This window comes from Plantactinospora sp. WMMB782 (assembly GCF_049179135.1).
GTDB lineage: Bacteria > Actinomycetota > Actinomycetes > Mycobacteriales > Micromonosporaceae > Plantactinospora.
In genome coordinates this window covers 2,451,296-2,471,946 of sequence record NZ_JBMHMC010000007.1, presented here as the reverse complement: position 1 = coordinate 2,471,946, position 20,651 = coordinate 2,451,296, and the positions used below count along the sequence as shown (strand labels likewise).

The 20,651-nt window shown below is 71.5% G+C and carries 23 protein-coding genes; 12 read left to right on the top strand and 11 right to left on the bottom strand.

Translation table 11 applies throughout. From position 1 onward, the window contains the following. Positions 1–1,815, bottom strand: a complete 1,815-nt coding sequence (locus ACN28A_RS13390) for an Hsp70 family protein (RefSeq protein ID WP_421395435.1) — start codon at positions 1,813–1,815, stop codon at positions 1–3. A gap of 112 nt (positions 1,816–1,927) precedes the next feature. On the opposite strand from ACN28A_RS13390, the gene ACN28A_RS13385 reads away from it, so the two are divergent. Beyond that, positions 1,928–2,176 (top strand): hypothetical protein, encoded by a 249-nt coding sequence (locus ACN28A_RS13385; protein WP_421395434.1) that lies wholly within the window; start codon positions 1,928–1,930, stop codon positions 2,174–2,176. Beyond that, the gene (locus tag ACN28A_RS13380; protein ID WP_421395433.1) at positions 2,173–2,487 is read left to right on the top strand and encodes a type II toxin-antitoxin system PemK/MazF family toxin; all 315 of its coding nucleotides are present in this window, start codon (positions 2,173–2,175) and stop codon (positions 2,485–2,487) included. The genes ACN28A_RS13385 and ACN28A_RS13380 overlap by 4 nt, the downstream gene beginning before the upstream one ends. A gap of 100 nt (positions 2,488–2,587) precedes the next feature. Here the strand turns inward: ACN28A_RS13380 and ACN28A_RS13375 are convergent, their stop codons facing one another. The 4 genes from ACN28A_RS13375 to ACN28A_RS13360 all read right to left on the bottom strand — a co-directional run bounded on the left by ACN28A_RS13375 (position 2,588) and on the right by ACN28A_RS13360 (position 5,169). Beyond that, positions 2,588–3,004: a hypothetical protein gene (locus ACN28A_RS13375; RefSeq protein WP_421395431.1), complete on the bottom strand. Its 417-nt coding sequence runs from the start codon at positions 3,002–3,004 to the stop codon at positions 2,588–2,590. A 159-nt stretch (positions 3,005–3,163) separates the two neighbouring features. Further along, a complete protein-coding gene (locus ACN28A_RS13370) occupies positions 3,164–4,144 on the bottom strand; it encodes an alpha/beta hydrolase (protein WP_421395430.1) in 981 nt (326 codons plus the stop codon). A gap of 81 nt (positions 4,145–4,225) precedes the next feature. Then, on the bottom strand, positions 4,226–4,417 hold the full coding sequence (locus ACN28A_RS13365; RefSeq protein WP_421395428.1) for a DUF397 domain-containing protein: 192 nt from the start codon (positions 4,415–4,417) through the stop codon (positions 4,226–4,228). Next, positions 4,408–5,169, bottom strand: a complete 762-nt coding sequence (locus ACN28A_RS13360; protein WP_421395427.1) for a helix-turn-helix domain-containing protein — start codon at positions 5,167–5,169, stop codon at positions 4,408–4,410. The genes ACN28A_RS13365 and ACN28A_RS13360 overlap by 10 nt, the downstream gene beginning before the upstream one ends. Positions 5,170–5,614: 445 nt before the next feature. On the opposite strand from ACN28A_RS13360, the gene ACN28A_RS13355 reads away from it, so the two are divergent. The 3 genes from ACN28A_RS13355 to ACN28A_RS13345 all read left to right on the top strand — a co-directional run bounded on the left by ACN28A_RS13355 (position 5,615) and on the right by ACN28A_RS13345 (position 9,404). Further along, the gene (locus ACN28A_RS13355; RefSeq protein ID WP_421395425.1) at positions 5,615–5,932 is read left to right on the top strand and encodes a flavin reductase; all 318 of its coding nucleotides are present in this window, start codon (positions 5,615–5,617) and stop codon (positions 5,930–5,932) included. A gap of 71 nt (positions 5,933–6,003) precedes the next feature. Next, on the top strand, positions 6,004–7,062 hold the full coding sequence (locus ACN28A_RS13350) for a DUF4192 domain-containing protein (RefSeq protein ID WP_421395423.1): 1,059 nt from the start codon (positions 6,004–6,006) through the stop codon (positions 7,060–7,062). An 83-nt stretch (positions 7,063–7,145) separates the two neighbouring features. Then, positions 7,146–9,404: a GDSL-type esterase/lipase family protein gene (locus ACN28A_RS13345; RefSeq protein ID WP_421395422.1), complete on the top strand. Its 2,259-nt coding sequence runs from the start codon at positions 7,146–7,148 to the stop codon at positions 9,402–9,404. Here the strand turns inward: ACN28A_RS13345 and ACN28A_RS13340 are convergent. Then, positions 9,401–9,877, bottom strand: a complete 477-nt coding sequence (locus tag ACN28A_RS13340; RefSeq protein ID WP_421395421.1) for a nuclear transport factor 2 family protein — start codon at positions 9,875–9,877, stop codon at positions 9,401–9,403. The genes ACN28A_RS13345 and ACN28A_RS13340 overlap by 4 nt on opposite strands. A gap of 116 nt (positions 9,878–9,993) precedes the next feature. After that, entirely contained in the window at positions 9,994–10,851 is an 858-nt protein-coding gene (gene fdhD, locus ACN28A_RS13335) for a formate dehydrogenase accessory sulfurtransferase FdhD (RefSeq protein WP_421395419.1), read from the bottom strand. 59 nt (positions 10,852–10,910) lie between these two features. Here fdhD and mobA point away from each other — a divergent pair, with 59 nt between their 5' ends. From mobA to ACN28A_RS13310, 5 genes are all read left to right on the top strand, one after another. Then, positions 10,911–11,573 carry a molybdenum cofactor guanylyltransferase gene (mobA, locus tag ACN28A_RS13330; RefSeq protein WP_421395417.1) on the top strand — a complete coding sequence of 221 codons (663 nt, stop codon included), beginning with the start codon at positions 10,911–10,913 and terminating at the stop codon, positions 11,571–11,573. Beyond that, a complete protein-coding gene (locus ACN28A_RS13325) occupies positions 11,570–11,842 on the top strand; it encodes a DUF6457 domain-containing protein (RefSeq protein ID WP_421395415.1) in 273 nt (90 codons plus the stop codon). The genes mobA and ACN28A_RS13325 overlap by 4 nt, the downstream gene beginning before the upstream one ends. Positions 11,843–11,849: 7 nt before the next feature. Further along, entirely contained in the window at positions 11,850–12,518 is a 669-nt protein-coding gene (locus tag ACN28A_RS13320; RefSeq protein ID WP_421395413.1) for a hypothetical protein, read from the top strand. Between the two features lie 65 nt (positions 12,519–12,583). Further along, the gene (locus ACN28A_RS13315; RefSeq protein ID WP_421395412.1) at positions 12,584–12,724 is read left to right on the top strand and encodes a hypothetical protein; all 141 of its coding nucleotides are present in this window, start codon (positions 12,584–12,586) and stop codon (positions 12,722–12,724) included. A 124-nt stretch (positions 12,725–12,848) separates the two neighbouring features. Next, complete coding sequence (locus ACN28A_RS13310; protein ID WP_421395410.1) at positions 12,849–13,973, top strand: T3SS (YopN, CesT) and YbjN peptide-binding chaperone 1; 1,125 nt, start codon at positions 12,849–12,851, stop codon at positions 13,971–13,973. Between the two features lie 64 nt (positions 13,974–14,037). On the opposite strand, the gene ACN28A_RS13305 is transcribed toward ACN28A_RS13310, so the two are convergent. Further along, positions 14,038–16,062: a beta-propeller domain-containing protein gene (locus ACN28A_RS13305; protein WP_421395409.1), complete on the bottom strand. Its 2,025-nt coding sequence runs from the start codon at positions 16,060–16,062 to the stop codon at positions 14,038–14,040. A 156-nt stretch (positions 16,063–16,218) separates the two neighbouring features. Next, entirely contained in the window at positions 16,219–16,677 is a 459-nt protein-coding gene (locus ACN28A_RS13300) for an Lrp/AsnC family transcriptional regulator (protein WP_331210100.1), read from the bottom strand. Positions 16,678–16,744: 67 nt separating this feature from the next. On the opposite strand from ACN28A_RS13300, the gene ddaH reads away from it, so the two are divergent. Continuing rightward, the gene (ddaH, locus tag ACN28A_RS13295; RefSeq protein WP_421395408.1) at positions 16,745–17,569 is read left to right on the top strand and encodes a dimethylargininase; all 825 of its coding nucleotides are present in this window, start codon (positions 16,745–16,747) and stop codon (positions 17,567–17,569) included. A gap of 87 nt (positions 17,570–17,656) precedes the next feature. Here the strand turns inward: ddaH and ACN28A_RS13290 are convergent, their stop codons facing one another. Next, positions 17,657–18,868 (bottom strand): ABC transporter substrate-binding protein, encoded by a 1,212-nt coding sequence (locus ACN28A_RS13290; protein WP_421395407.1) that lies wholly within the window; start codon positions 18,866–18,868, stop codon positions 17,657–17,659. Positions 18,869–18,915: 47 nt separating this feature from the next. Beyond that, positions 18,916–19,785, bottom strand: coding sequence for an alpha/beta hydrolase family protein (locus tag ACN28A_RS13285; protein WP_421395405.1), 870 nt, complete (start codon positions 19,783–19,785; stop codon positions 18,916–18,918). A 225-nt stretch (positions 19,786–20,010) separates the two neighbouring features. Between ACN28A_RS13285 and ACN28A_RS13280 the strand changes: the two genes are divergently transcribed. Then, complete coding sequence (locus ACN28A_RS13280) at positions 20,011–20,625, top strand: bacterial proteasome activator family protein (RefSeq protein WP_421395403.1); 615 nt, start codon at positions 20,011–20,013, stop codon at positions 20,623–20,625. The last annotated feature ends 26 nt before the right edge of the window (positions 20,626–20,651 follow it).

Here is a 20,651-nt window from a genome sequence, read left to right as displayed (position 1 = left end):
TCACGGGCGGGTCAGGGTGGCGGTGGCGGCGTTCGTGGGCTCGCCGAACTGCTGCCAGTACATGGCGATCCGGCCACTGTCGACGACGATCAGCGTCCAGTCCGCCGCGGCAACGCAGATCGACTTCGGGTTGCTGGTGGTGCGTTGGCGAAGATGCATCTCCCGGACGGTGGGTCGGGGAGCCATGATCGTGAGGGTGCCTCGGCAGCCGAGGCTCGAGGAACGGAAGGTGCCGATGTCCGAACCCGCTGTGAAGCTGACGGAGACCTGCCACGTCCGCACCACCCCGCCCGGCTGACTGACCCGTCCGGTCCAGTGCCCGACGAACGGTGCCGGTACGACCGCCAACGCATCGGTCGGTGACGGCGGTGGTGCCGACGGTGATGCCGAGGTCGGCGTGCCGCTGGGTGTCGACGCGTTCGCCGGCCTGGTCGGAGTTCGACCGGAGTCGGACGCGAACTTGTACGTCAGACCGACCGCCACCATCACCAGGACTAGACCGAAAGCGGCGGCCGTCCAGCGCCAGCGCCCGCCCAGTCGCGTCCACAGCCCGCCCGGCGACCGGTCGGGCCCGGCCGGGACGGCGGGCCGAGCCCGCTCGACCGGCAACCGTCGAGTGACAGGTGGCGGCTGGTCGACCGGCAGTCTCTGGTTGACAGGTGGCGACTGGTCTACCGCTGGCGGTCGGTCGACCGGTACGGGGCGGGTGTCGGTGGTCGGTGGTCGGTGGGCCGGGGGACGCGGCCCACCGATGCTGCCCTGGGCGACCGCGAGTTCCGGCTGGTCGAGTACGACGGGTGGGCGGCCGAGCGCCCGGTGCAGCAGTGTGCCGACCAGCGGGATCCGGGTCGAGCCGCCGACCAGGAAGATCGCCGCCAGGTCCGACTCGTCGACGTCGGCGTCCCGGAGTACCGCCCGGGTGGCCGCCACCGTCCGTTCGAGGATTGGCCGGGCAAGTGTCTCGAACTGTTCCCGGCCGAGCGGCACCTCCGCGTCCAGCACGGGTACGTGGATCGACGTTTGGGAGGTCCGGGAGAGCATCTCCTTGGCCGCCCGTACGCCGTCGGTGAGCAGTTGACGGTGACGCAGGTCCGCCTGGGTCCGTGGCTGGCGGAGGTAGCCCCAGGCGTCGTCGTCGGGACGGAGGTGGGCGGAGATCGACGCCACGACGGCGGCGTCGATGTCCAGCCCTCCGGCGTCGGGCAGCCCCTGGCTGGCCACCACGTCGAAACCCGCGTCGGTGCGTCGGATCAGGGTCGCGTCGAAGGTCCCCGCGCCGAGGTCGTAGACGAGGGCCAGTTGTCCGGCGGACAGGTCGACGTCGGGGAGCCCGACGAAGTGCGCGGCGGCGGAGACCGGTTCGTGCACCGTCGTCGGCTCGGGCAGGCCGGCGAGCCGGGCGGCGGCGGTGAGGGTGGCGAGCCTTCGTGTTCCCCAGGTCGCCGGATAGGTCAGGCAGACCGCGCCTACCTGGCCGGCGGCCTGCTCGGCGGCGTCGCGTACCCGGCGCAGGATCGCGGCGAGCAGCGCCTCGACGGGGATCTCCTGCTCGCCGAGGAGGACGGTCCGGTCGTCGATGCAGCGTTTCGGGTTCGGTTCGAGCAGTGCCGGCCGGGAGACCCCGGCGTGCCGGGCGTCGAGGCCGACAAGGGTGGTGTCACCGTCGACGAAGACCGCGGAGGGCAGCAGCAGGGCGCCGTCGAACAGGACCGGCCGGACCTCGTGGTCGCGACCGCGCAGTGCTGCCACCGTGTTCGACGTGCCGACGTCGATGCCGAGGTGCACCGTGCCAAGTGGAGCCGGACTCTCACCCATCAGCCGGAAATTCTAGGCCCATCCCGCACCTTCCCCGGCCCGCTACGGACTGACGGGGTGACCGCTGTGCGCGCCGCCAGGCCGCCTGTCGCCTGAGCGGTAGGATGAAAGTATGACCGTGAAGCTCAGCATCAGCGTGCCCGACGACGTCGCCGCCTATCTGCACAGCCAGGGCAACGCGTCCGCTGCCGTCGTCGATGCTGTCCGACGGGTCCTTCCGGAAGCACGCCGGGCACGTCAGCGGGAGGCGGCCCAGGCGTACGGCGAATACCTGCGTCGGCGGTCCGCCCGACAGTCCGCCGACGATCGGGCACTGATCGAGGAGAGCAACGACATCGCGCTGCGCGACTCGCAGTGGTGAGGCGCGGCCAGATCTGGACCCTGCTGCGGGGTAACAGTCAGCACCGCGTCCTGGTGATCAGCAACGACGAGTACAACAGCGTCGAAGAACTCGCCATCTGGGCGCTGACCGTCGTCCGCGACGTACCGCATCCGAACCATCTGGCAGTGCGGCTGGGCGACGACGACCCGCTCGCCGGGGCGTACGTCAGGATCCACAGCGTCGTGCAGATCCTGGACCGGACGGCCCTGCGCGACAGTCACGGCTTCGTCTCGCACACCACCATGGGCGCTGTCGAAACCGCACTTCGCGAGTTCCTGGAGCTGCCGTAACAGCGGGGACGTCTCCCCCCGAGGCCCGCCTGGGGATCGCTGCGGTTACAGGTCCTCGATCAGGTCGTTGGAGATGTCGCGGATCGTGTCCCGGAAGTCGTCACCCAGCCGGTGGCTCGGGCTGCTCGGCGAACTCGTGCTCGCGCGCCGAGGCGCGCTCGAACCGCTCCCGGGCCTTGTCGGTGCTGCCGCTCCAGAACGACCGGGTGTACCGCGTCGCGTCCACCGCCACCTGGACGCCGGTACGCGTCTTGTCGGGTGCCCAGTGGCAGCCCTCGGACGGCCATCCGGCATCCGATCGGCGGCGTTCGTAGGAAGACCCGGGGCCGATCAGGGAGCGGAACCGCTCACCCGACAACGCGGTGCAGACGTTGGGCAGGCTGTCATGCGGGCCGGTCTCGAAAGTGGCGTACCGGATGCCGAAGAAGGCGGCCGGGGCAGCACAGAGCACCAGCAGGCCACCGAGGAGAACGACAGTCAGTACGAGTCCGGTACGACTCCTGCGCGGCGCCGGCATCTGCGCAGGGGGCGGAGTAACAGCGGCATGGGAAGGCTGCACGACGCGTAGGGTAGCCATCCTTTCCGTCGCCGACTGCCCCGTCGCCCGCATCGGCACGGTCCACTCTGGCCGGAGCAGGAGTCGCCGGTCCCGGCCACCCCCGCTCCGGACTCGGGGTCAGTGCAGCGCGGAAAGGAGCATCGGCAGCGAGCGGTGCAGTTCCCGCTCCCAGTACGCGGGCTGGTGGGTGCCCCGGTAGTAGTGGGTCACGACCGGGACGCCCCGACGGCGTAGCTCAGCTTCCAGGGAGACGTTCAGGACGCGGTCGAACCTTTCGATGTCCTGGTCCACCTCGCCGGTGTCCGGGCCGTCCAACGGGCCGAGCTCGCCGTCGCCGCAGCTGAGGAAGACCGGCGTGTGCCGGAGCGCACCCGCGAGCTGGTACGGGTCGTGGCGCTCCCAGTTCGCGCGCTGCGCGACCGGGTCCCCCCACAGGTCGAGATAGGGGGCGCCGTTCGGGTCGTCGAACGCGAACTGCCAGCGGGCGACCGATTCCGGATGCAGCAGGTGGACCGGGCCGCTGTAGCTGGCCACCGCCCGGAACATGCCCGGCCGGTGCCCGGCGTAGAGAAGCGCGCCGTAGCCGCCCATCGACGCCCCCGCAACGGCCCGGCGGGTGCCGGCACCGTAGCCGCGTTCCAGGATCGAGCGCACCTCGTCGAGATGGAACGTCTCCCACGCCGGTGCCCCGAACCGGCCCCCGTTCCACCAGTTGGTGTAGTAGCCGCCGGGATTCCCGCCGTCCGGCATGACCACGAGGACGTTCCTGAGCGCGTGTAGTCGCGCGACGTCGGTCTGCGTCACCCAGTCCTCGTGCGAGCCGAACATGCCGTGTAGCAGGTAGAGCACCGGCCACCGGTCGTGCCGGTCACGCCGGTCCCAGCCGTCCGGCGTGAGCAGCCGGACCTTCGCGTCGCCGCCGAGCGCGGGCGACGCGATCGTCAGATCGACCAGACGGTCGCCGACCCGCTGCTCGGCGACCACCGCGGCCTTCGATGCCGCCGTGCCGGTCGTGCCGACGCTCGCGGCTGCCGGCACGGAGCCGATCACCGCCGCCGTCAACAGTCCCGCCACCAGCGGTGTAGCGATTCTTCTCATGCGACAAGGGTCGTTTCCGGCGCGGTGCCGGAACATCGGGTACGGCCCGCACGTTCCCCTGAATCCAGCACGACATTCAGGTCAGGGGTGTCGGGCCAGCTCCCTGACGAAGACGTGCCAGGTGTCGGGGGTGAAGGTGAGGGTGCCGCCGTCACGGTCCTTGCTGTCCCGCACGAGCACCCGCCCCGGCAGGTTGTCGGCCACTTCGACGCAGCTCCCGCCGTTGGGAGTGGAACGCGTGCTTTTGCGCCAGGCAGCGCCGGTCATGTCCATGACTTTGCCACTTCCTTGAGCAGGTCCAGGGATTGACGGGCAGGCAACGCGACCGCGCTGACATCGTCCCAGACGGCGTGCAGTGCTGTCACCTGACTGGGGCTGGTGACAGTCTGTCCCTCCAGGTGGTTGTCGAGATAGCCGACGTCCTCGGCGTCCGTAAAGCTGGCGAGTTCCAGCGGTCCGCCCCAACCGAGGTGGGCAGGGGCGTCTGACGGGATGACCCGGATGGTGATGTTCGGTCGCTCCGCGAGTGCGACGAGGTGCTGGAGTTGCTCCGGCATGATCTCTGGCTCACCGCGTCGGAGAACGAGTTCGTCGACAACAGCCGAAACGCGTGGTGGATTCGGGCGATCAAGAATGGCCTGCCGGCTCAGTCGAAGCTGAACTCTGCTTTCCAACTCGTCGGACTGGAGTGGTGCGCAGGAGAGAACCATCCGGGCATACCGTTCGGTCTGGAGGAGGCCAGGGATCACGAGGGCGCCGTACAGCCGCAGTGCGGTGGCCTTCTCCTCGTATTCGAGCCAGGGGCGTAGCCAGACCGGGGCGAGTTCCTGCATGACGAAGCTCTCGTAGAAGACCGCCAGCGAGGTGCCGAACTCGTTGTCGACGGCCTGGAGATAGTCGGGCTTCGCCGGCCGGGTGCCGCGCTCGACGGCGCTGACGTGCTGGGCAGAGAAGTAGAGCCGGGCTCCCCACTCGTCCTGGCTGAGCCCTTCGGCAGCTCTCCGGCGCCGCAGCTCCCATAGCACGAACTCACTCGCTGACATAGTCATTCGTACTCTCCGAATCTCTACGAAAAATCTATGATCCGCTACGCCCCTACACCTCCGTGGCCGGCCCGAACACCCGGCCGTCGCCCATCTTCCCGGGTCGGCCATTCGGCGTCCAGAGTGGAAGGCAAGCGCATTCGTCCGGACCCACCGCGCTGTTCTCCCCAAGGACGGGCGGATGTGCGCGGGGACGGCGTCGGGGTGTACGCCACCGGTGCCGTCCCCGCTTCCAACGCATCGTGTCGACGGCCGAGGAAGGAGTGACGGAATTGCGATCTCGATCAGCTCTGCTGCACCGTCGGGACTGGCGCCGACTCTGGCGCTACTGCCAATGCGGATACCGCTGCGGATTCCGTCGGCGATGCGCCGGGTCCACCGCGTCCGCGCCGTTCCCGTTGTCGCGCCTGCGGTCCAGGAACTCCCGGTGGTGACGCGCCGGCCGTACGCCGGGTTCCGGCCGCACACCCCGGTCCGCCCGGTGTTCCGCTGCCGGGAGTGCGGCGGAGCCTGGCCGTGTCAGCCGGCCCGGCTGGTGCTGCTGGCGATGTACCGGGACGACCGGCACCGGTTGGCCGCCTTCCTGGCCGCCCGGCTGCTGGCCGCGATCGAGGACCAGCCCTACGGCGAGCCGATGGAGCTTGCCGAGCGGTTCCTGGGCTGGCTTCCCGCAACATCGAAGACATCCGATGCAAAAGGCGGCAGCTCGCGCATGACGTCTGACCAGCGGAACTACCGAGAGTAGCTGTGGATGGCCTCGGGCGTGTCGTCCACAGGGTCTCCGGCCACGGTCGCCGGCTCGGCAGGCTGCCCGGCATGACCTCGAACGACCGGGCCGTCCTCACCGTCCGCTCGACCGCCGACCTGCTCGCGGCCGTGCCGTACCTGCTGGGTTTCCATCCGGCCGACAGCCTGGTGGTGATGGCGCTGCGCGGCAACCGGGTCGTCTTCGTCGCCCGGGGCGACCTGCCCGAGGTCACCGGGCCGGCGGCGGCCGACGAGATCGGCGAGGCCGCCGCGCAGGTCGCGGCGATCGTCGCCCGCCAGCGCGTCGAGATCACGACCGTCGTCGGGTACGGCGAACCGGCCCGGGTCACCCCCACGGTCGACGCGGTGACCGCCGCCCTCGGCCGGGCCGGACTGCCGGTGCTGGAGGCTCTCCGGGTGACCGGCGACCGCTACTGGTCGTACGTCTGTGACGAGGCCGGATGCTGTCCACCGGACGGGCGGCCGTTCGACTGCTCGACCAGCCAGCTCGCGGCGGCGGCCACCTTCGCCGGCCAGGTCGCGCTGCCCGACCGGGACGCCCTGGCCCGGCGGCTCGCCCCGGTCGACGGCCCGGCCCGGGACGAGCTGCGGAAGGCGGCCGGCCGGGCGGAGCTTCGCCTCTCGGCGTTGCTGGCCGAGGGCCGGCCCGACCATCCGCAGGGTCGCCGGGCGCTGCGCCGGGCCGGCCGTGCGGCGGTACGCGAGGCCACGGACCGCTACCGCAACGGCGGGCAGCTCACCGACGACGAGGTGGCCTGGCTGTGCCTGCTCATGGTGCACCTGCCGGTCCGGGACGACGCGTGGCAGGCGACCGGCGGCGAGGAGTGGCACCTCGCGCTCTGGACGGACGTGCTCCGTCGAGCGGAGCCCGAACTCGTGCCCGCCCCGGCCACCCTGCTCGGCTTCGCCGCCTGGCGGGCCGGGCAGGGCGCCCTGGCCAGCGTGGCGGTGGAACGTGCGCTGGCGGCGCAGCCCGACTACTCGTTCGCGCAACTCCTGGCCGAGGCGTTGCAGGCCGGCATCGGACCGTCCGTACTCGACGGCTGGCCCGACGCCGATCTCGACTTCGACTCTGACTCGAACTCCGACTCTTGCCCCGAGACGTGAAGATAGACAAAGATGATCACCACTTCGACGTGCACGGGGGCGCACGCGTCGGGATGGCGTCCCCGCAGAGCTTTGGGGGACCTGTGAGGCTCAGGCCACTGATCGTCGCACTGCTGCTCGCCGCGACCGGACCCCTGGCCGGCACGCCGGCCGCGACCGCGGCGCCGACGCCACCCGCCGTGCCGGAAACGTCAGCCCGTGCCGCGGGCACGCTCGATCTGGTCGCCGGACAGTTCAACATGGCCGGCGGGCATCCGCAGCACGGCCTCAAGGGCAACGAGGTGGCCGACGCGCTGGCCCAGGACATCAACCGGCGGGTGCCCCAGCTCGCGTTCCTGACCATCAACGAGGGCTGTCTGGACTGGCTGGAGCGGATAGAGGCGCAACTGCCGGCGACGTACACGGTGCGTTTCGACCCGATCCGGGGCGGCAACGGCCAGGTGGCGAACTGCAAGCACGAGTCGCCGTTCGGCAACGCCGTCATCTACAACCAGGGCGTGCTGCCCGATCCGCAGCCGGTGGCCCACGACCTGCACGCCCAGGAGGGTGCCGAGAAGCGCGAGATGCTCTGCCTGCGGTCCGTGGCCAGGATGCTGGTGGTCTGCACCGCGCACCTCGTCGCCTCGGGCGAGAACGTCGAGCAGCGCCGTCGGGAGGCGGCAGAGGTCAAGCGGGTACTGGCGACCGACTACGCCAACTACACGGTGCTGCTCGGCGGCGACCTCAACGACGACCCGCTGTCCCAGGCGACGAGCAACATCTACCACAGCGGCTACCAGGGCATTCCGACCCAGGAGGCACACGGTGCCTTCAAGGAGGCGTTCAGCCCCTGCCGCAACGAGATCAAGATCCGCTATCTGGGGCCGGGCGGCGAGGAGAACTACTGCCGGGGCGGACCGGCCACCCACGGCATCAACAAGTACGACTACCTCTTCGTGCCGCCGGCCGCGGTCGTCCACTCGTCGACAGTCGTCTCGTCGCCGCACTCGGACCACAAGCAGCTCTGGGCCGAGCTGACGATACCGTCGAACATCGGGCCGCTGGTGGACTCGATCATGGTGGTCGGCGACTCGATCAGCCAGGGTCTCGAAGGCGACTACACCTGGCGCTACCGGCTCGCCCAACACCTGAGGTCGGCCGGTCGGGACGTCACGTTCGTCGGCCCGTACCGCGGCACCACCCGGCTGCCGAGCACCCTGCCGGCCAACTTCCCGGACGAGTCGGCACCGCCGTACTTCAACGGTGTCTACCGGGACGGGCTCACCTTCGACAGTGACCACTTCGCCCAGTGGGGACGCCAGGCGCACCAGGCCAAGGACGACATCCGGGCCCGGGTGGCCCAGTACCAGCCGACCTACCTCCTGGTCGAGCTCGGCTTCAACGACCTGGGCTGGGGCGTCTCCGACCCGGACGGGCTGATCGCCGACATGCGCACCCTGATCGCGAACGCCCGAGCCGCCCGGTCCAACCTCCGCATCCTGGTCGCCAGCGTTCCGCAACGCACCCCGCTGGACGTGCAACCGGACCTGGGCGCCCGGATCAGCGCCTACAACGCCAAGCTGGGGCCGGCGTTGCAGGCGCTGAACACGTCGACCTCACCGGTGCGGCTGGTGGACATCACCACCGGCTACGACCCGTTCGCGGACGCCTACGACGGCCTGCACCCGAACCCGTTCGGCGAGCACAAGATCGCGAAGGCGTTCGCCAACGTGCTGTGGAGCCAGTTCCAGGTCGGCGCCCCGTACAGCACCCCGTCCGGAAGCATCCCGCACCTGGTGCCCAACGCTCCGGGGTGGATGCGTGCCAGGTCGACCGTCGCCGGGATCGAGTTGGAGTGGCAACACTCGTTCGGCGCCGGTGGCTACTGGCTCTACCAACGCGACGCGACGAACGGCGAAGACTTCCAGCGGCTGCCGTTGCAGATCCCGGCCGACTCGTGGCACGTCGGCTGGGTCGTGCCCGGCCACCGTTACGAGTTCTTCGTGGTGGCCACCCGGGGCAACTGGCAGGCCAACGGGCCGTCGCCGACCGCCGCCGTCACGGTCGCCAACCAGGAGACCGCGGCCGGCCCGCCCAACGTCACCGCGACCGCCGGGCCGGGCTACCTCGACGTGCGCTGGGACGCCGCGACCGGGCCTTACAGCGAGACGGTGCGCAGCTACACCGTCTACTACCTGGACAGCTCCGAGCCGGGCGCCATCGTCTCGACGAAGTCCACCACCGGCCGCTCGATCCGGTTGTCCGGCCTGGTCAGCGGGCACACGTACGTGCTGGCCGTCTGCTCGGTGAACGCGGCCGGGGAGGGCCTGCCGGCACCGGGGCCGACAATCACCGTCGGCTAGCGTCCCGGACCGGCAGTCGACTCGGCACCCGTAGCGGCAGCCGGTCCGGGAGTCGGTTCGGGAGTCGGGTCGCAGGCGAGTGCGACGACGAGACTGTCCTCGTAGACATGGTGCCGGACGATCAACCCGTCCTCGACGGTGAGGTGCAGGGCGAACCGGGTGTTGAACCGCCGGCCGGTGGCCCGTACGGTCTGCGCGGTCTCGCCGGTCACCACCGCGTGCCGGCCGTCCACCAGGATGCGCTCGATGGTGACCGAGCCCTGCCCCGGCACGCAGTTCGCGGCCAGCGTCCGGTGGTGGTCGACGACGTCCGCCCGGCTGGACCGGGGGCGGATCCACGGCACCGCCGGATGGGTCGGCTCGGGCCAGTTGACCTTCCAGTCGACCCGCTCGGCGTAGAGCGCGGCGGTGTGGTCCGGATCGCCGGTGCCGATCCGACGCAGCAGTTCCTCGACGGTGTTACGGGTGTCCATCACGTGCCTCCAGTGCCGATCACGATCGTCCGTGCAGAGCCTGCCAGCGCGAAGTCCTGCCGGCGATTACCTCTGAGGTAGGGCACGGGTGCTCGGGTCCCGGCACGGCTCACGGATCAGACCTGGATCCGGCTGTCCCCGGCGTACACGTTCATGGTGTTGCCCCGGAGGAAGCCGACCAGGGTCATCCCGGCCTCGGTCGCCAGCTCGGCGGCGAGGGTGCTCGGCGCGGAGACGGCGGCGAGCAGCGGGATGCCGGCCATCCAGGCCTTCTGGGTGAGTTCGAAGCTGGCCCGGCCGGAGACCAGCAGCAGGTGCCCGCGCAGCGGGAGCCGCTGTTCCCGGACGGCCCAGCCGACCACCTTGTCGACCGCGTTGTGCCGCCCGACGTCCTCGCGCAGCACGACGAGTTTCCCGTCGGCGCTGAACAGCCCGGCGGCGTGCAGCCCACCCGTACGCTCGAAGCCGCGCTGGGCGGCCCGGAGCTGCTCCGGCAACTCGGCGAGGGTACGCGCCGGCACGGTCAGCGGGTCCGTCGCCACGTCGTGCCGGGAGCGGGTCCGGACGGCGTCGATGCTGGCCTTGCCGCACACCCCGCACGAGCTGGTGGTGTAGAAGTTCCGGGCCGGATCGGTGGCCGGTGCCGGTACGCCGTCGGCGAGCACGACGTCCACCACGTTGTAGGTGTTCGGCGTGTCGGTGCCGGCGCAGAGCTGCGCCGTGCGCACGTCGTCGGCGCTCCTGATGATCCCCTCGGTGAGCAGGAATCCGATCGCCAGGTCGATGTCGTCGCCCGGGGTACGCATGGTGACCGCCAGCGGGGCACGCCGGTCCGGGCCGGCCGGACCGACCCGGATCTCCAGCGGCTCCTCGGCGGCGAGACTGTCCTGCCGGCGTACCGCCAGCCGATCACCCGGCTGCGCCGGGGCCAGGTCTATCCGCAACACGCTCCGCCGGCCACTGGCTCGTCCCATGCCACAATCCTGCCTCGCGACCCGCCGGCCGTCGCCGCAAGCCCGGTTACCGTTACCGGATGACCGGTCTGGACTCGTCCACCCCATCCGTCCCGCCCCGGTTCGCGGCGGTGGTGCTGGCCGGCGGGGCCGCCCGCCGGATGGGTGGCGCGGACAAGCCGGCCCTGCCGGTGGGCGGCCGGCCGATGCTGGACCGGGTACTCGCGGCGGTCGCCGACGCCGACCCCCGGATCGTGGTCGGCCCGGCCGGTGACCTTCCGGCGGGAACACTGACGACACGTGAGCAGCCGCCCGGCGGCGGCCCGGTCGCCGCCCTCGCCGCCGGCCTGACCCTGCTCCCCGACACCCCTGCTCGCGGCGGTACTGCCACCGACACCGGCATCGTCGCACTGCTTGCCGCCGACCTGCCGCTGCTGACCACGGACGCGGTGCGCCGGCTGCGTACCACGCTGCTCCGGGTTGCCGAGGCCGACGGCGTGGTCTATGTCGACGACGACGGGCGGGGGCAGTTCCTCTGCGGGGCCTGGCGGGTGGCGCCGCTGCGGGCCGCGTTGCACCGCCTTGCCGCCGGCCGCGACGGCGTGCTCACCGGTACGTCGATGCGTGCGCTGGTCGCCGAACTGACCGTAAGCACGGTGGGGTGGCAGGGGGCGGGGCCGCCGCCCTGGTTCGACTGCGACACTGAGGACGACGTACGCCGGGCGGAGGAGTGGATCAGATGAACGCGATGGACCGCTGGGTGGCGGCGGCCTGTGCCGAACTCGACCTGGAGCCGGCCGACGTCGACGTGCCCCGGGTACTCGACCTGGCCCGCGACGTGGCGCACAACGTGCTCCGGCCCGGCGCACCGGTCACGGCGTACCTGCTCGGGGTCGCGGTCGGTCGCGGCGCGGACCCGGCGGTGGCGGCGGCCGGCCTCGCCGACCTGGCCAGCCGGTGGCCGGCCCCGGGTGGCGACGACGCAGCGGGCCGGAATACGAGACGGAGTTGACCAGGGGATGAGACGAGTTGTGGCGGGCGCCGCCGTCGTGCTTCTGCTGGCGGGCTGTGGGTCGCCGGCGGCCCCCGTGGATGGTGAGTCAGAACCGCCATCCCCGGCGGGGTCCACCGCCCCGGCCGCGGAACCCGACCTCGGCGCGGTCTGCGACGCGCTGCTGGATGTGGTGAACCTGCCAGCCGCCGGGACCGTCCGGTACACCGCCAGGTTCAACAAACCGACAGGCTGGGCGACCAACGCGCCGATGTGCGATATCGAGCCGGACGGCGAGTACTACGACGTTGCCACCAAGGCACCTGCCTTCGGCCGAGCCGAGTTCGACTACGGCATCCTCACGGAGGCAGACCTGCAACGGGTGCGGTATCCGGCGTACACCCCTGAGCGGGTGCAGAAACTTCTCACCCTCGACCACTCCGACCCCTTGACCCACGAGCTACCGTGCGCGAGCAAGCCCTGCAGGAACGGTATCAACGGTTACGTGTACAACTTCCGCTTCGAGACCGTGCTGGACGACGTAGCGGTGATCGCGCAGTTCGACTACATCACCACCGACGTGGGTGGCGACAAGAACCCCCAGTATCGAAGCCAGGCGATCGAGGCGTTCACCGCGTCGATGGAGGTCGTCGCCGCCCGGCTCCAGCGTGCTTTGTCGGCTACCCCAAGGCGCTGAACAGGCAGTTCAGCTTCTCCTCCGGCGCCGAGCTGACGTACGCGCTCGGGGTCGAGGCGGCCGAGGTGTTCGCGGCGATCGCGCCGGTCAGCGGCGCCTTCGCCGGCGGCCCGGCGGCCAGCGACCCGAACTACAAGCCCGGCAGGCCGGTCGCTCTGATCACCTTCGTCGGCCGGGAGGACCGCGACTCCGCCCGATCAGCGTGAAACCGGAAGTGCCTCCCGGTCCGCCGGCCAATCGATCATCTAAGTGTCCGATCGGGGTCCGCGCTATCCCGGCCGACCGGTCGGCTGGGTAGGGTGTGCGGTGCCCTGACGGACGGAGGCGACTATGGCGGCTGACAACCCTGCGGCGCCGCGGGACGAAGTGACCGGGAGAGGCCCGACGGCGAAGGGGGGCCCGATCGAGCACCACGAGTCGATCCTCCTCGACGAACCGACCACCGCCGACCTTCGGGTGAAGGTGACCGAGGCGTGGCAGGAGTTCGCCCGGGCCCTCGCCGGCCAGCTGCGCGGCCTGCCCACCGGCACCCGGATCGCACTCACCCTCGATCCCACCGCCTCCGGCACCGGGGACGCCGTCTACTCGCTCAGCATCGAGCTGGGCCCGGACGACCAGGTCGACCTGCGGGCGGTGGGCAACGCCGTACTGCCCCAGGGCTACCGTCTGGACCGGTCCGCGATCGCCGACATGATCGCCCTCGGCTGGTCGCCGCCCGGGGTGGTCGAGGGCTCTGGCGAACACTTCGGGATGCGGGCCAGTACGGCCGAGGCGCCCCGGCTCGCCACCACCGTGTCGCGGACCCTGCGCGACGTGTACGGCGCACCGCACCCGGCCTTCCTCGTCTTCCTGGTGCACGACGAGTCGGACGAGCCGGTACCCGTCGAGCCGCTCGGCACCGCCCGGCCCGAGGTCGCGGCGGACCCGACCCTCGACCTCGACCTCGACGAGGCGCTCGCGGCGGCCAGGGCCGCGCAGAGCGGTGACGACACGCTGGCCCTGGAGGACCGGGTCCGGACGGTGGTCTCGGCGATGCTGAAGTCGTCGGCGGACCAGCTCCAGCTCGACTCCGACGGCGACATCGGCATCCGGGCCGGCTCGGCGATGGTCTTCGTGCGGGTCCGGGACAATCCGCCGCTCGTCGACGTCTTCTCCCCGGTGCTCACCGAGGTCGAGCCGACCGAGCAGCTCTACGTCAAGCTCTCCGAGCTGACCAACCGGATGCCGATCGGGCGTCTCTACTGCACCAACGACACCGTCTGGGCCTCCATCCCGGTCTTCGGCCGCAACTTCCAGGCCACCCACCTGATGCTCGCCGTCCAGGTGATGACCGGGCTCGCCGACGAGCTGGACGACCGGCTGCACGGCGAGTTCGGCGGCCGGCGGTTCTTCGGCGAGGGCGACAAGCCGCCGCACCGGGACGCGGGCGAGCACCGGACCGGGATGTACCTGTAACCGTCGTCCCGGGCGCCGGTCGTCGAGGGCGGCGGTCGTCGAGGGCGGCGGCGGTACCGGCGGATCACAGCGGGATCGTGGCCAGCGTGCCGAGGGTGCCGAGGTCTGTCGCCCTGACGGCCGCGTCCGAGACGGTCCAGAGCACCCCGTCGACCATCAACGACCGGCGGATCAGCCCGCTCGTGTCGTTGGTACGCGGCTCGGGGTGCTCGACCAGCCCGCTCTCGGTGAAGCCGCCGTCGGCGACCCGCAGCACCATCGCGCCGCCGACGGGTGCGGACCCGCCGTCGACACCGGTCGGCTCGTACCTGCTCAGTGGCACCACCAGGGTGCCGGTGGCCGGCCAGTAGAGGAACGCGTGCGGGTCGAACTCGGCCTCGGAGTGGCCGTACCGGACGTGGTGCTGGGCGATCCGGGTCGGCCTGGTCGGGTCGGAGACGTCGAAGAGGGAGACCTGGGTGCCCTCGGTCCGTCCCTGCGCGTTCGCCTCCTGGCCGATCCCGATCAGCCGCCCGTTCCCGGCCGGATGCAGGTACGACGAGTACCCGGTGATCTTCAACTCACCGGTGACCTTCGGCTTCCGGGGATCGCGCAGGTCCACTGTGTAGAGCGGGTCGGTCTGCCGGAAGGTGACCACGTAACCGGTGCCCTCGACGAACCGTACGCTGTAGATGCGTTCGCCCTTGCCCAGCCCGGTGACCCGGCCGGTCTCGGTCAACGTCCGTCCGTCGGCGCGCAGCACGTACACCGCGGAACTGGACTTCGGCCTCTCCCCCCAGGTACGTCCCGTGGTGGTGGCCACCCGCAGGTGCCCGTCCCACTCCGACAGCGCGTACTGGTTGACCAGCCAACCCGGCACGCTGGCGGCGGTGACGTAGCGGGGGCGACCGGTGCCGGAGACGTCGAACTGGTAGATCTCGGTCTGCTCGTCCTTCGGGTCGGGCGCCCGGTCGGCGGCGGTGAGCGCCGGGAGCACCCGCCAGCGCTGGTCGCTGGCGAGATAGAGCCGGGACCCGTTGCTGTAGACGGTGTCGCCGTCGGCGGCCACCGCCACCGGGTCGCCGTCGCCGAGGCCGGCGGCGCCGAGGTCGAAGCTGAGCAGGGTGACGATCGAGGTGCCGGAGTAGACGGCCGGCCGGCTCAGCCGATCGCAGCCGACCCGCCCGGTGCTGACCTGTCCGCCGCCCGTGCTGGTCTCGTAACGGGGCAGCCAGGCGTCGATCGGCGCCCGGTCGATGATCTTCCGGTTGGCGGCGAGGTTCTTCTTCTCGTCGACCGGCCCCGCTCCCTTGTTCAGCGGGAAGTCGAGCCGGGGCTGGGAGCGGATCACCACCCGGACCGTCGGGCCGACCTGCCGGGCGTCGACAAGTCCACCGTCGATCCGGAAGTCGCCGACGACCTTCGGCGGGCCGGCCAGGTCGACCAGGACCAGCCGGGGGCCGGCGATGGCCTGCCGGTCGTCGGCCGGCGGCACCCCGGGCCGGCCCGGCCGGACACCGCCGCGATACGCGATCCCGTGCTCCCGGACCAGCACCAGCGCCCGGTCCCCGTGCAGCAGCAGGTCGGCATCGGCCCAGCCGTCGTCCGGGTCGGTGTCCAGCCGCAGGGTGCCGGTCAGCCGCCGGCTCGCCGGATCGATCACCCGCAGCGTGCCCCCGGCGACCGTGACGATGCGCCGGCCGTCGGTCTTCACCAGGTCCGGTTCGTCCACCCCGGCCTCGTGGGTGTTGGTACCCGAGTAGCCGGTGTCCGCCTTGGCCGCGGTGTCGGCGGCGGCCGCGTCCGCACCGACGGCGCGTTCCGCGCCACCGTTGTCGGTCTGGAACGCGGGTCCGATCCCGACGCCCGGCAGGCCGTACGGCCCGACGTACGCCCTGGCCGCGGAGCGCAACCCGGCGAGTGCGCTCGCGCAGGAGTCGAAGGCGACCAGCCGCATCCCGCCGGCCGGTACCCCGGGGTCGCGCGACGGCGACGGCGCGGGATCCGGCGCGGAGGTGCAGCCGGTGAGCAGTGTGCCGGTCAGTGCCAGACCGGCCACGATCGCCGTGCCGGTGCCGGCGCCGGATCGAGTTCCCCGTCCAGGAGTCATGTCCGGTTCGACGCGCCGTACCGCGCCCACGGTTCCCGTTCCGCTTCCGGCGTCCGTCAGGCGTCCGGCGTCCGTCAGGCGTCCGGCGTCCGTCAGGCGTCCGGCGTCCGTCAGGCTTCGTCTCCGGCGTCCGTCAGGCTTCGTGTCCGGCGTCCGTCAGGCCGGAGCGGGTACGACGGTTGGCGAGTCGACCAGCCGGGACAGCACGATCATGCTCCGGGTCGAGGTGACGAAGGGCTCGGCGCGGAGCCGCTCCAGCGCCTGCTCCAGGTGGGCGATGTCGGCCGCCCGCAGGTGGACCAGTGCGTCGGCCTCGCCGGAGACGGTGTAGGCGGCGACCACCTCGGGATGCCGCCGGGTCGCCACGGTGATCTGGGTCGGCGTCGTCCGCCCGGTGCAGAACAGTTCCACGAACGCCTCGGTGCTCCAGCCGACCGCCGCCGGGTCGATGACGGTGGTGAATCCCCGGATCACCCCGGCCGCCCGCAGCCGGTCGACCCGCCGCTTCACCGCCGGCGCGGAGAGCGAGACCCGGGAGCCGATCTCCGCGTACGAGGCGCGGGCGTCGGCGACGAGCGACGCAATGATTCGCTGGTCCACACCGTCGATCTGCAACGTTCCGCCTCTCTCAGGCAACAGTTCTGGCTGTTAGTGAACCTGTACCGTACCTACCCTTGGATCCGTGAACCAGCCGAGGATCCCTAGAAAGCGGACATATCTTCTGTGTCCGCCGGAGTACTTCAGCGTGGAGTACGCGATCAACCCGTGGATGGACACCGACACCCCGGTCGACCGGGAGCTGGCGGTCAAGCAGTGGCACGGGTTGCGGGAGGCGCTGCTCGGTCTCGGTCACACCGTGCACGAACTCCAACCGGAACCCGGGCTGCCGGACATGGTCTACGCGGCCAACGGTGCCTTCGTGGTCGACGGCACCGTCTACGGCGCCCGGTTCCGGCATCCGCAGCGGACCGCCGAGGCGGCGGCGCACCGGGCCTTCTACGACGAGCAGGGCTGGCCGTTCGTCGCACCTGCCGAGATCAACGAGGGCGAGGGTGACTTCGCGTACCTTCCGGCGGCGCACGGCGGCCTGATCCTGGCCGGGTACGGCTTCCGCACCGAGCCGGCCGCGCACGCCGAGGCGCAGGAGGCACTGGGTCGGCCGGTCGTCTCGCTGCGCCTGGTGGACCCGCGCTTTTACCACCTGGACACCGCGCTGGCCCCGCTCGACGACGGCAACATCGCGTACTTCCCGGCGGCGTTCTCGGTCGCCGCCCAGCGGGTACTGGCCCAGCTCTTCCCGGACGCGGTCCTGGCCGACGAGGTCGACGCGTTCGCGTTCGGGCTGAACCTGGTCAGCGACGGCCGGCACGTGGTGCTGAACAGCGAGGCCAGCGGGATGGCGGCAAAGGTCGCCGCGGCCGGTTACCTGCCGGTCCCGGTCGAGCTGGCCGAGCTGAAGAAGGGCGGCGGCAGCGTCAAGTGCTGCGTCGCCGAACTCCGCGCCTGAGCCACCCCGCCGCGACGCCGCGACGGCCTCGCCCCGCCCTGCCGTGCTCACAGTCAGCCGAGCGTCGCCAGCTCGCTGATCAGCACGTCAGCCGAGCGTCGCCAGCTCGCTGATCAGCACGTTGGAGAGCACCTGCCCGTCCGGCTTCACCTCGCGCATGTACCACTTCTGCTGCGGGGTACGCGGCTGGTTGAACTGCCACAGGCCGCGCGGGCTGTCGATCTGGCCGACCCGGCCGAGCGCCAGGTTGAGCTGCAACGGGCTGAGGTCCGCACCGGCGATCCGGATCCCCTTGTCGAGCACCTGGGCGGCGTCGTAGGAGGCCATCGCGTAGGTCGTCGGGGTCGAGCCGTGCGCCTTGCGGAAGGCGGAGGCGAACCGGCGGTTGGCGGCGTTGTTCAGGTCGGCGGAGTAGTTCAGCGAGGTCACGATCCCCTCGGCCTCCGGCCGGCGGAGCTGTTCGAGCACCGATCCCTCGGTCAGGAAGCCCGGCGCGTAGATCCGGCTGCGGTAGCCGGCCAGGCGCAGCTTCTTGAGGAACTCGACAGCCGACTCGCCCGAGAAGAAACAGTAGATCGCGTCGGGATCGCGGTCGACCAGTTGGTTGATGTGCGCGGCGAAGGCGTTCCGGTCCGGCTTGCCGGGGAAGTACTTCGTCCAGATCACCGGGTCGGCGATCCGGTCGTCGGACTCCCCGAAGCTCTGCCGGAATCCCTGCACCGAGTCGCGGCCCGCGTCGTAGTCCGGGCCGATGATCGCCACCTTGCCGTTCGCCCCGACCGCGTTCTTGACGTACGGCGCCAGCGCCCGCCCCGGCTCGTCGTTGATGTACGAGGTACGCCAGATGTAGACGACGCTCTGCAACGTCGACGGGGACGCGTTCGATGCGATCAGCGGGATCTTGGCCTGTTCGACCGCGTCCCGCAGGCCGAGCAGGACCGCCGAGTTGACCACGCCGGTGAGCGCCGTCACCCGCTGCTTGACGAGCTGGTCCAGAGCGGCCCGGCCGGACTCGGGCGTCTCACCCTCGTCGGCGACGACCAGGTCCACCGGATGGCCGCCGAGCCGCTGGTCGTTCAGGTCGAGGTAGAGCTGGAACCCGCGCAGCATCTCGTCGCCGATCGGCTTGTAGACGCCGGACTGGGCGACGATCATGCCGATTCGTACCGGCTCGTCGCTGAGCGGCTCCTCGGTCTCCAGGCCGTCGGAGCCGCCGCACGCGGCGGCCAGCCCGGTGGCGCCGAGCGCGCCGAGCGAGCCCAGCAGTTTGAGCGCTCGTCTGCGGTCCATCTGCGACACGGATTCCTCCCGGAGCGGCGTTGGGGGGCCGCAGCCCTCCCGGGGTTCTACCGGGAACGAGATGCTGCGTCAATGCCGCCTGATCTTCCAGCTAGCCAATGTAACTCGGCCAGCACCGCCGGCCACGCGCGGGACAGCGGGTCGATCACCCCGAAGTGCTCGCATCCGGGCAGCTCGACGAAGCGCAGGGCGGTTCCGGGCGCAGCCGCCGCGTACCGCCGGCTCGCCGCCACCGGCACCTGCCGGTCCAGGGTGCCGTGCAGGATCGAGGTCCGGACCGGAGGAGGCGCCGAGCGGGTCGGGTCGGCCGCGGCGTACCGGTCCGGGAACTCCTCGGGGCCGCCGCCGAGCAGTGCGGCCACCGCCCCGCCGTCCAGGTCGAGCCGGTACGCCTCGGCGAGGTCCAGCACCGGGGCGAGGGCGAGCACCCCGCGTACCCGGTCCGGGGCGTGCTGCGCGGCCCAGAGTGCCAGGTGCCCACCGGCGGAGTGCCCGAGCAGGATCGGCGGTCCGGGTGCCATCCGACCGGCCGGGATCACCCCGTCGACAAGTCCCGGCAGCGCGGCGAGCCCGGCCGCGACGTCGTCGAGGGTGCCCGGCCAGCCCCCGCCCGGCTGCCCCGTCCGGCGGTACTCCAACTGGACCACCGGGTAGCCCCGGCCGGCCAGGTCCGCCGCGAGCGGTCCGGTGTGCCGGCGGTCGTACCCGGCCCGCCAGAAGCCGCCGTGCACGACCACCACCAACGGCCGGGCCGCCCCGGCCACCTCGACCGTATCGGCGGGCCCGCCGGGCAGGCGCAGGTCGGCGACCTGTTCGGGGTCGGTGCCGTACCGCAGCCGGACGTCCGGAGGCGGCGCCGGCCGGTCCAGCACCGCCCGTGGGTCGGCGGCCGGCCCGGCACCGTGATCCTCGGTCATGCCGCCGACCGTACGGTGTCCGCCGCAGGTCGTCCCGCCGAGGGCACCGGCGACGTCCCGACCGCCCCCGAAGGCACGGCCGGTGACGGGCTGCGGTGACGCGGGGCTGCAGTGGCTGCGGTGACGGGTCGTGGTGCCGTAGTGCCGCGGTGCCGCGGTGCCGTGGAGTGGGCCGGAGGATGGGCCCGGTGGGCGGCGCGTGTGGCCGGAGGAGGTTGCGGGAAGATGGTGGGCATGACCGACGTGCCACGCTCCCAGGAAGACAACGACGACTCGGCTCCGGCGGGCAAGCGTCCCGGCGGTGGCGCCGTGCTGGTGGTCGGCCCGGACGGGCGCCCCGTCGGCACCGTGCCGACCGACGGCGAGACGCCTGGCGAGGACCCGTCGCGGTTGATCGAGCAGCCGGCGAAGGTGATGCGGATCGGCAGCATGATCAAACAATTGCTGGAGGAGGTGAAGGCGGCGCCGCTCGACGACGCCAGCCGGCAGCGGCTGCGTGAGATCCACCAGCGGTCGATCGTCGAGCTGGAGGACGGGCTCGCCCCGGAGCTGCGCGAGGAACTGGAGCGGCTCTCGCTGCCGTTCGGCGAGGGCGCCGCGCCGAGCGAGGCGGAGTTGCGGATCGCCCAGGCGCAGCTGGTCGGCTGGTTGGAGGGGCTGTTCCACGGCATCCAGGCGGCGCTTGTCGCTCAGCAGATGGCGGCCCGGATGCAGTTGGAGCAGATGCGTTCCGGTGGGCGTCCCGCGTTGCCGATGGGGCCCGGCGGGATGATCCCGGGGATGCCCGGCAACAACCCCGGGCAGCCCGGCGAGGGCCCCGGCCCCGGCCAGTACCTGTAACCTGGCACGCCACCCGTCCACCCCGG

Excerpts from the sequence above, each read along its gene's own strand:
- ACN28A_RS13390 (WP_421395435.1), bottom strand. The coding sequence starts at position 1,815 with ATGGGTGAGAGTCCGGCTCCACTTGGCACGGTGCACCTCGGCATCGAC.
- ACN28A_RS13285 (WP_421395405.1), bottom strand. The coding sequence starts at position 19,785 with ATGACCGAGGATCACGGTGCCGGGCCGGCCGCCGACCCACGGGCGGTG.
- ACN28A_RS13350 (WP_421395423.1), top strand. The coding sequence starts at position 6,004 with ATGACCTCGAACGACCGGGCCGTCCTCACCGTCCGCTCGACCGCCGAC.
- ACN28A_RS13280 (WP_421395403.1), top strand. The coding sequence starts at position 20,011 with ATGGTGGGCATGACCGACGTGCCACGCTCCCAGGAAGACAACGACGAC.
- fdhD (WP_421395419.1), bottom strand. The coding sequence starts at position 10,851 with ATGGGACGAGCCAGTGGCCGGCGGAGCGTGTTGCGGATAGACCTGGCC.
- ACN28A_RS13320 (WP_421395413.1), top strand. The coding sequence starts at position 11,850 with ATGAGACGAGTTGTGGCGGGCGCCGCCGTCGTGCTTCTGCTGGCGGGC.
- ACN28A_RS13310 (WP_421395410.1), top strand. The coding sequence starts at position 12,849 with ATGGCGGCTGACAACCCTGCGGCGCCGCGGGACGAAGTGACCGGGAGA.
- ACN28A_RS13370 (WP_421395430.1), bottom strand. The coding sequence starts at position 4,144 with ATGAGAAGAATCGCTACACCGCTGGTGGCGGGACTGTTGACGGCGGCG.
- ACN28A_RS13325 (WP_421395415.1), top strand. The coding sequence starts at position 11,570 with ATGAACGCGATGGACCGCTGGGTGGCGGCGGCCTGTGCCGAACTCGAC.
- ACN28A_RS13385 (WP_421395434.1), top strand. The coding sequence starts at position 1,928 with ATGACCGTGAAGCTCAGCATCAGCGTGCCCGACGACGTCGCCGCCTAT.
- ACN28A_RS13365 (WP_421395428.1), bottom strand. The coding sequence starts at position 4,417 with ATGGACATGACCGGCGCTGCCTGGCGCAAAAGCACGCGTTCCACTCCC.
- ACN28A_RS13305 (WP_421395409.1), bottom strand. The coding sequence starts at position 16,062 with ATGACTCCTGGACGGGGAACTCGATCCGGCGCCGGCACCGGCACGGCG.
- ACN28A_RS13375 (WP_421395431.1), bottom strand. The coding sequence starts at position 3,004 with ATGCCGGCGCCGCGCAGGAGTCGTACCGGACTCGTACTGACTGTCGTT.
- mobA (WP_421395417.1), top strand. The coding sequence starts at position 10,911 with ATGACCGGTCTGGACTCGTCCACCCCATCCGTCCCGCCCCGGTTCGCG.
- ACN28A_RS13340 (WP_421395421.1), bottom strand. The coding sequence starts at position 9,877 with ATGGACACCCGTAACACCGTCGAGGAACTGCTGCGTCGGATCGGCACC.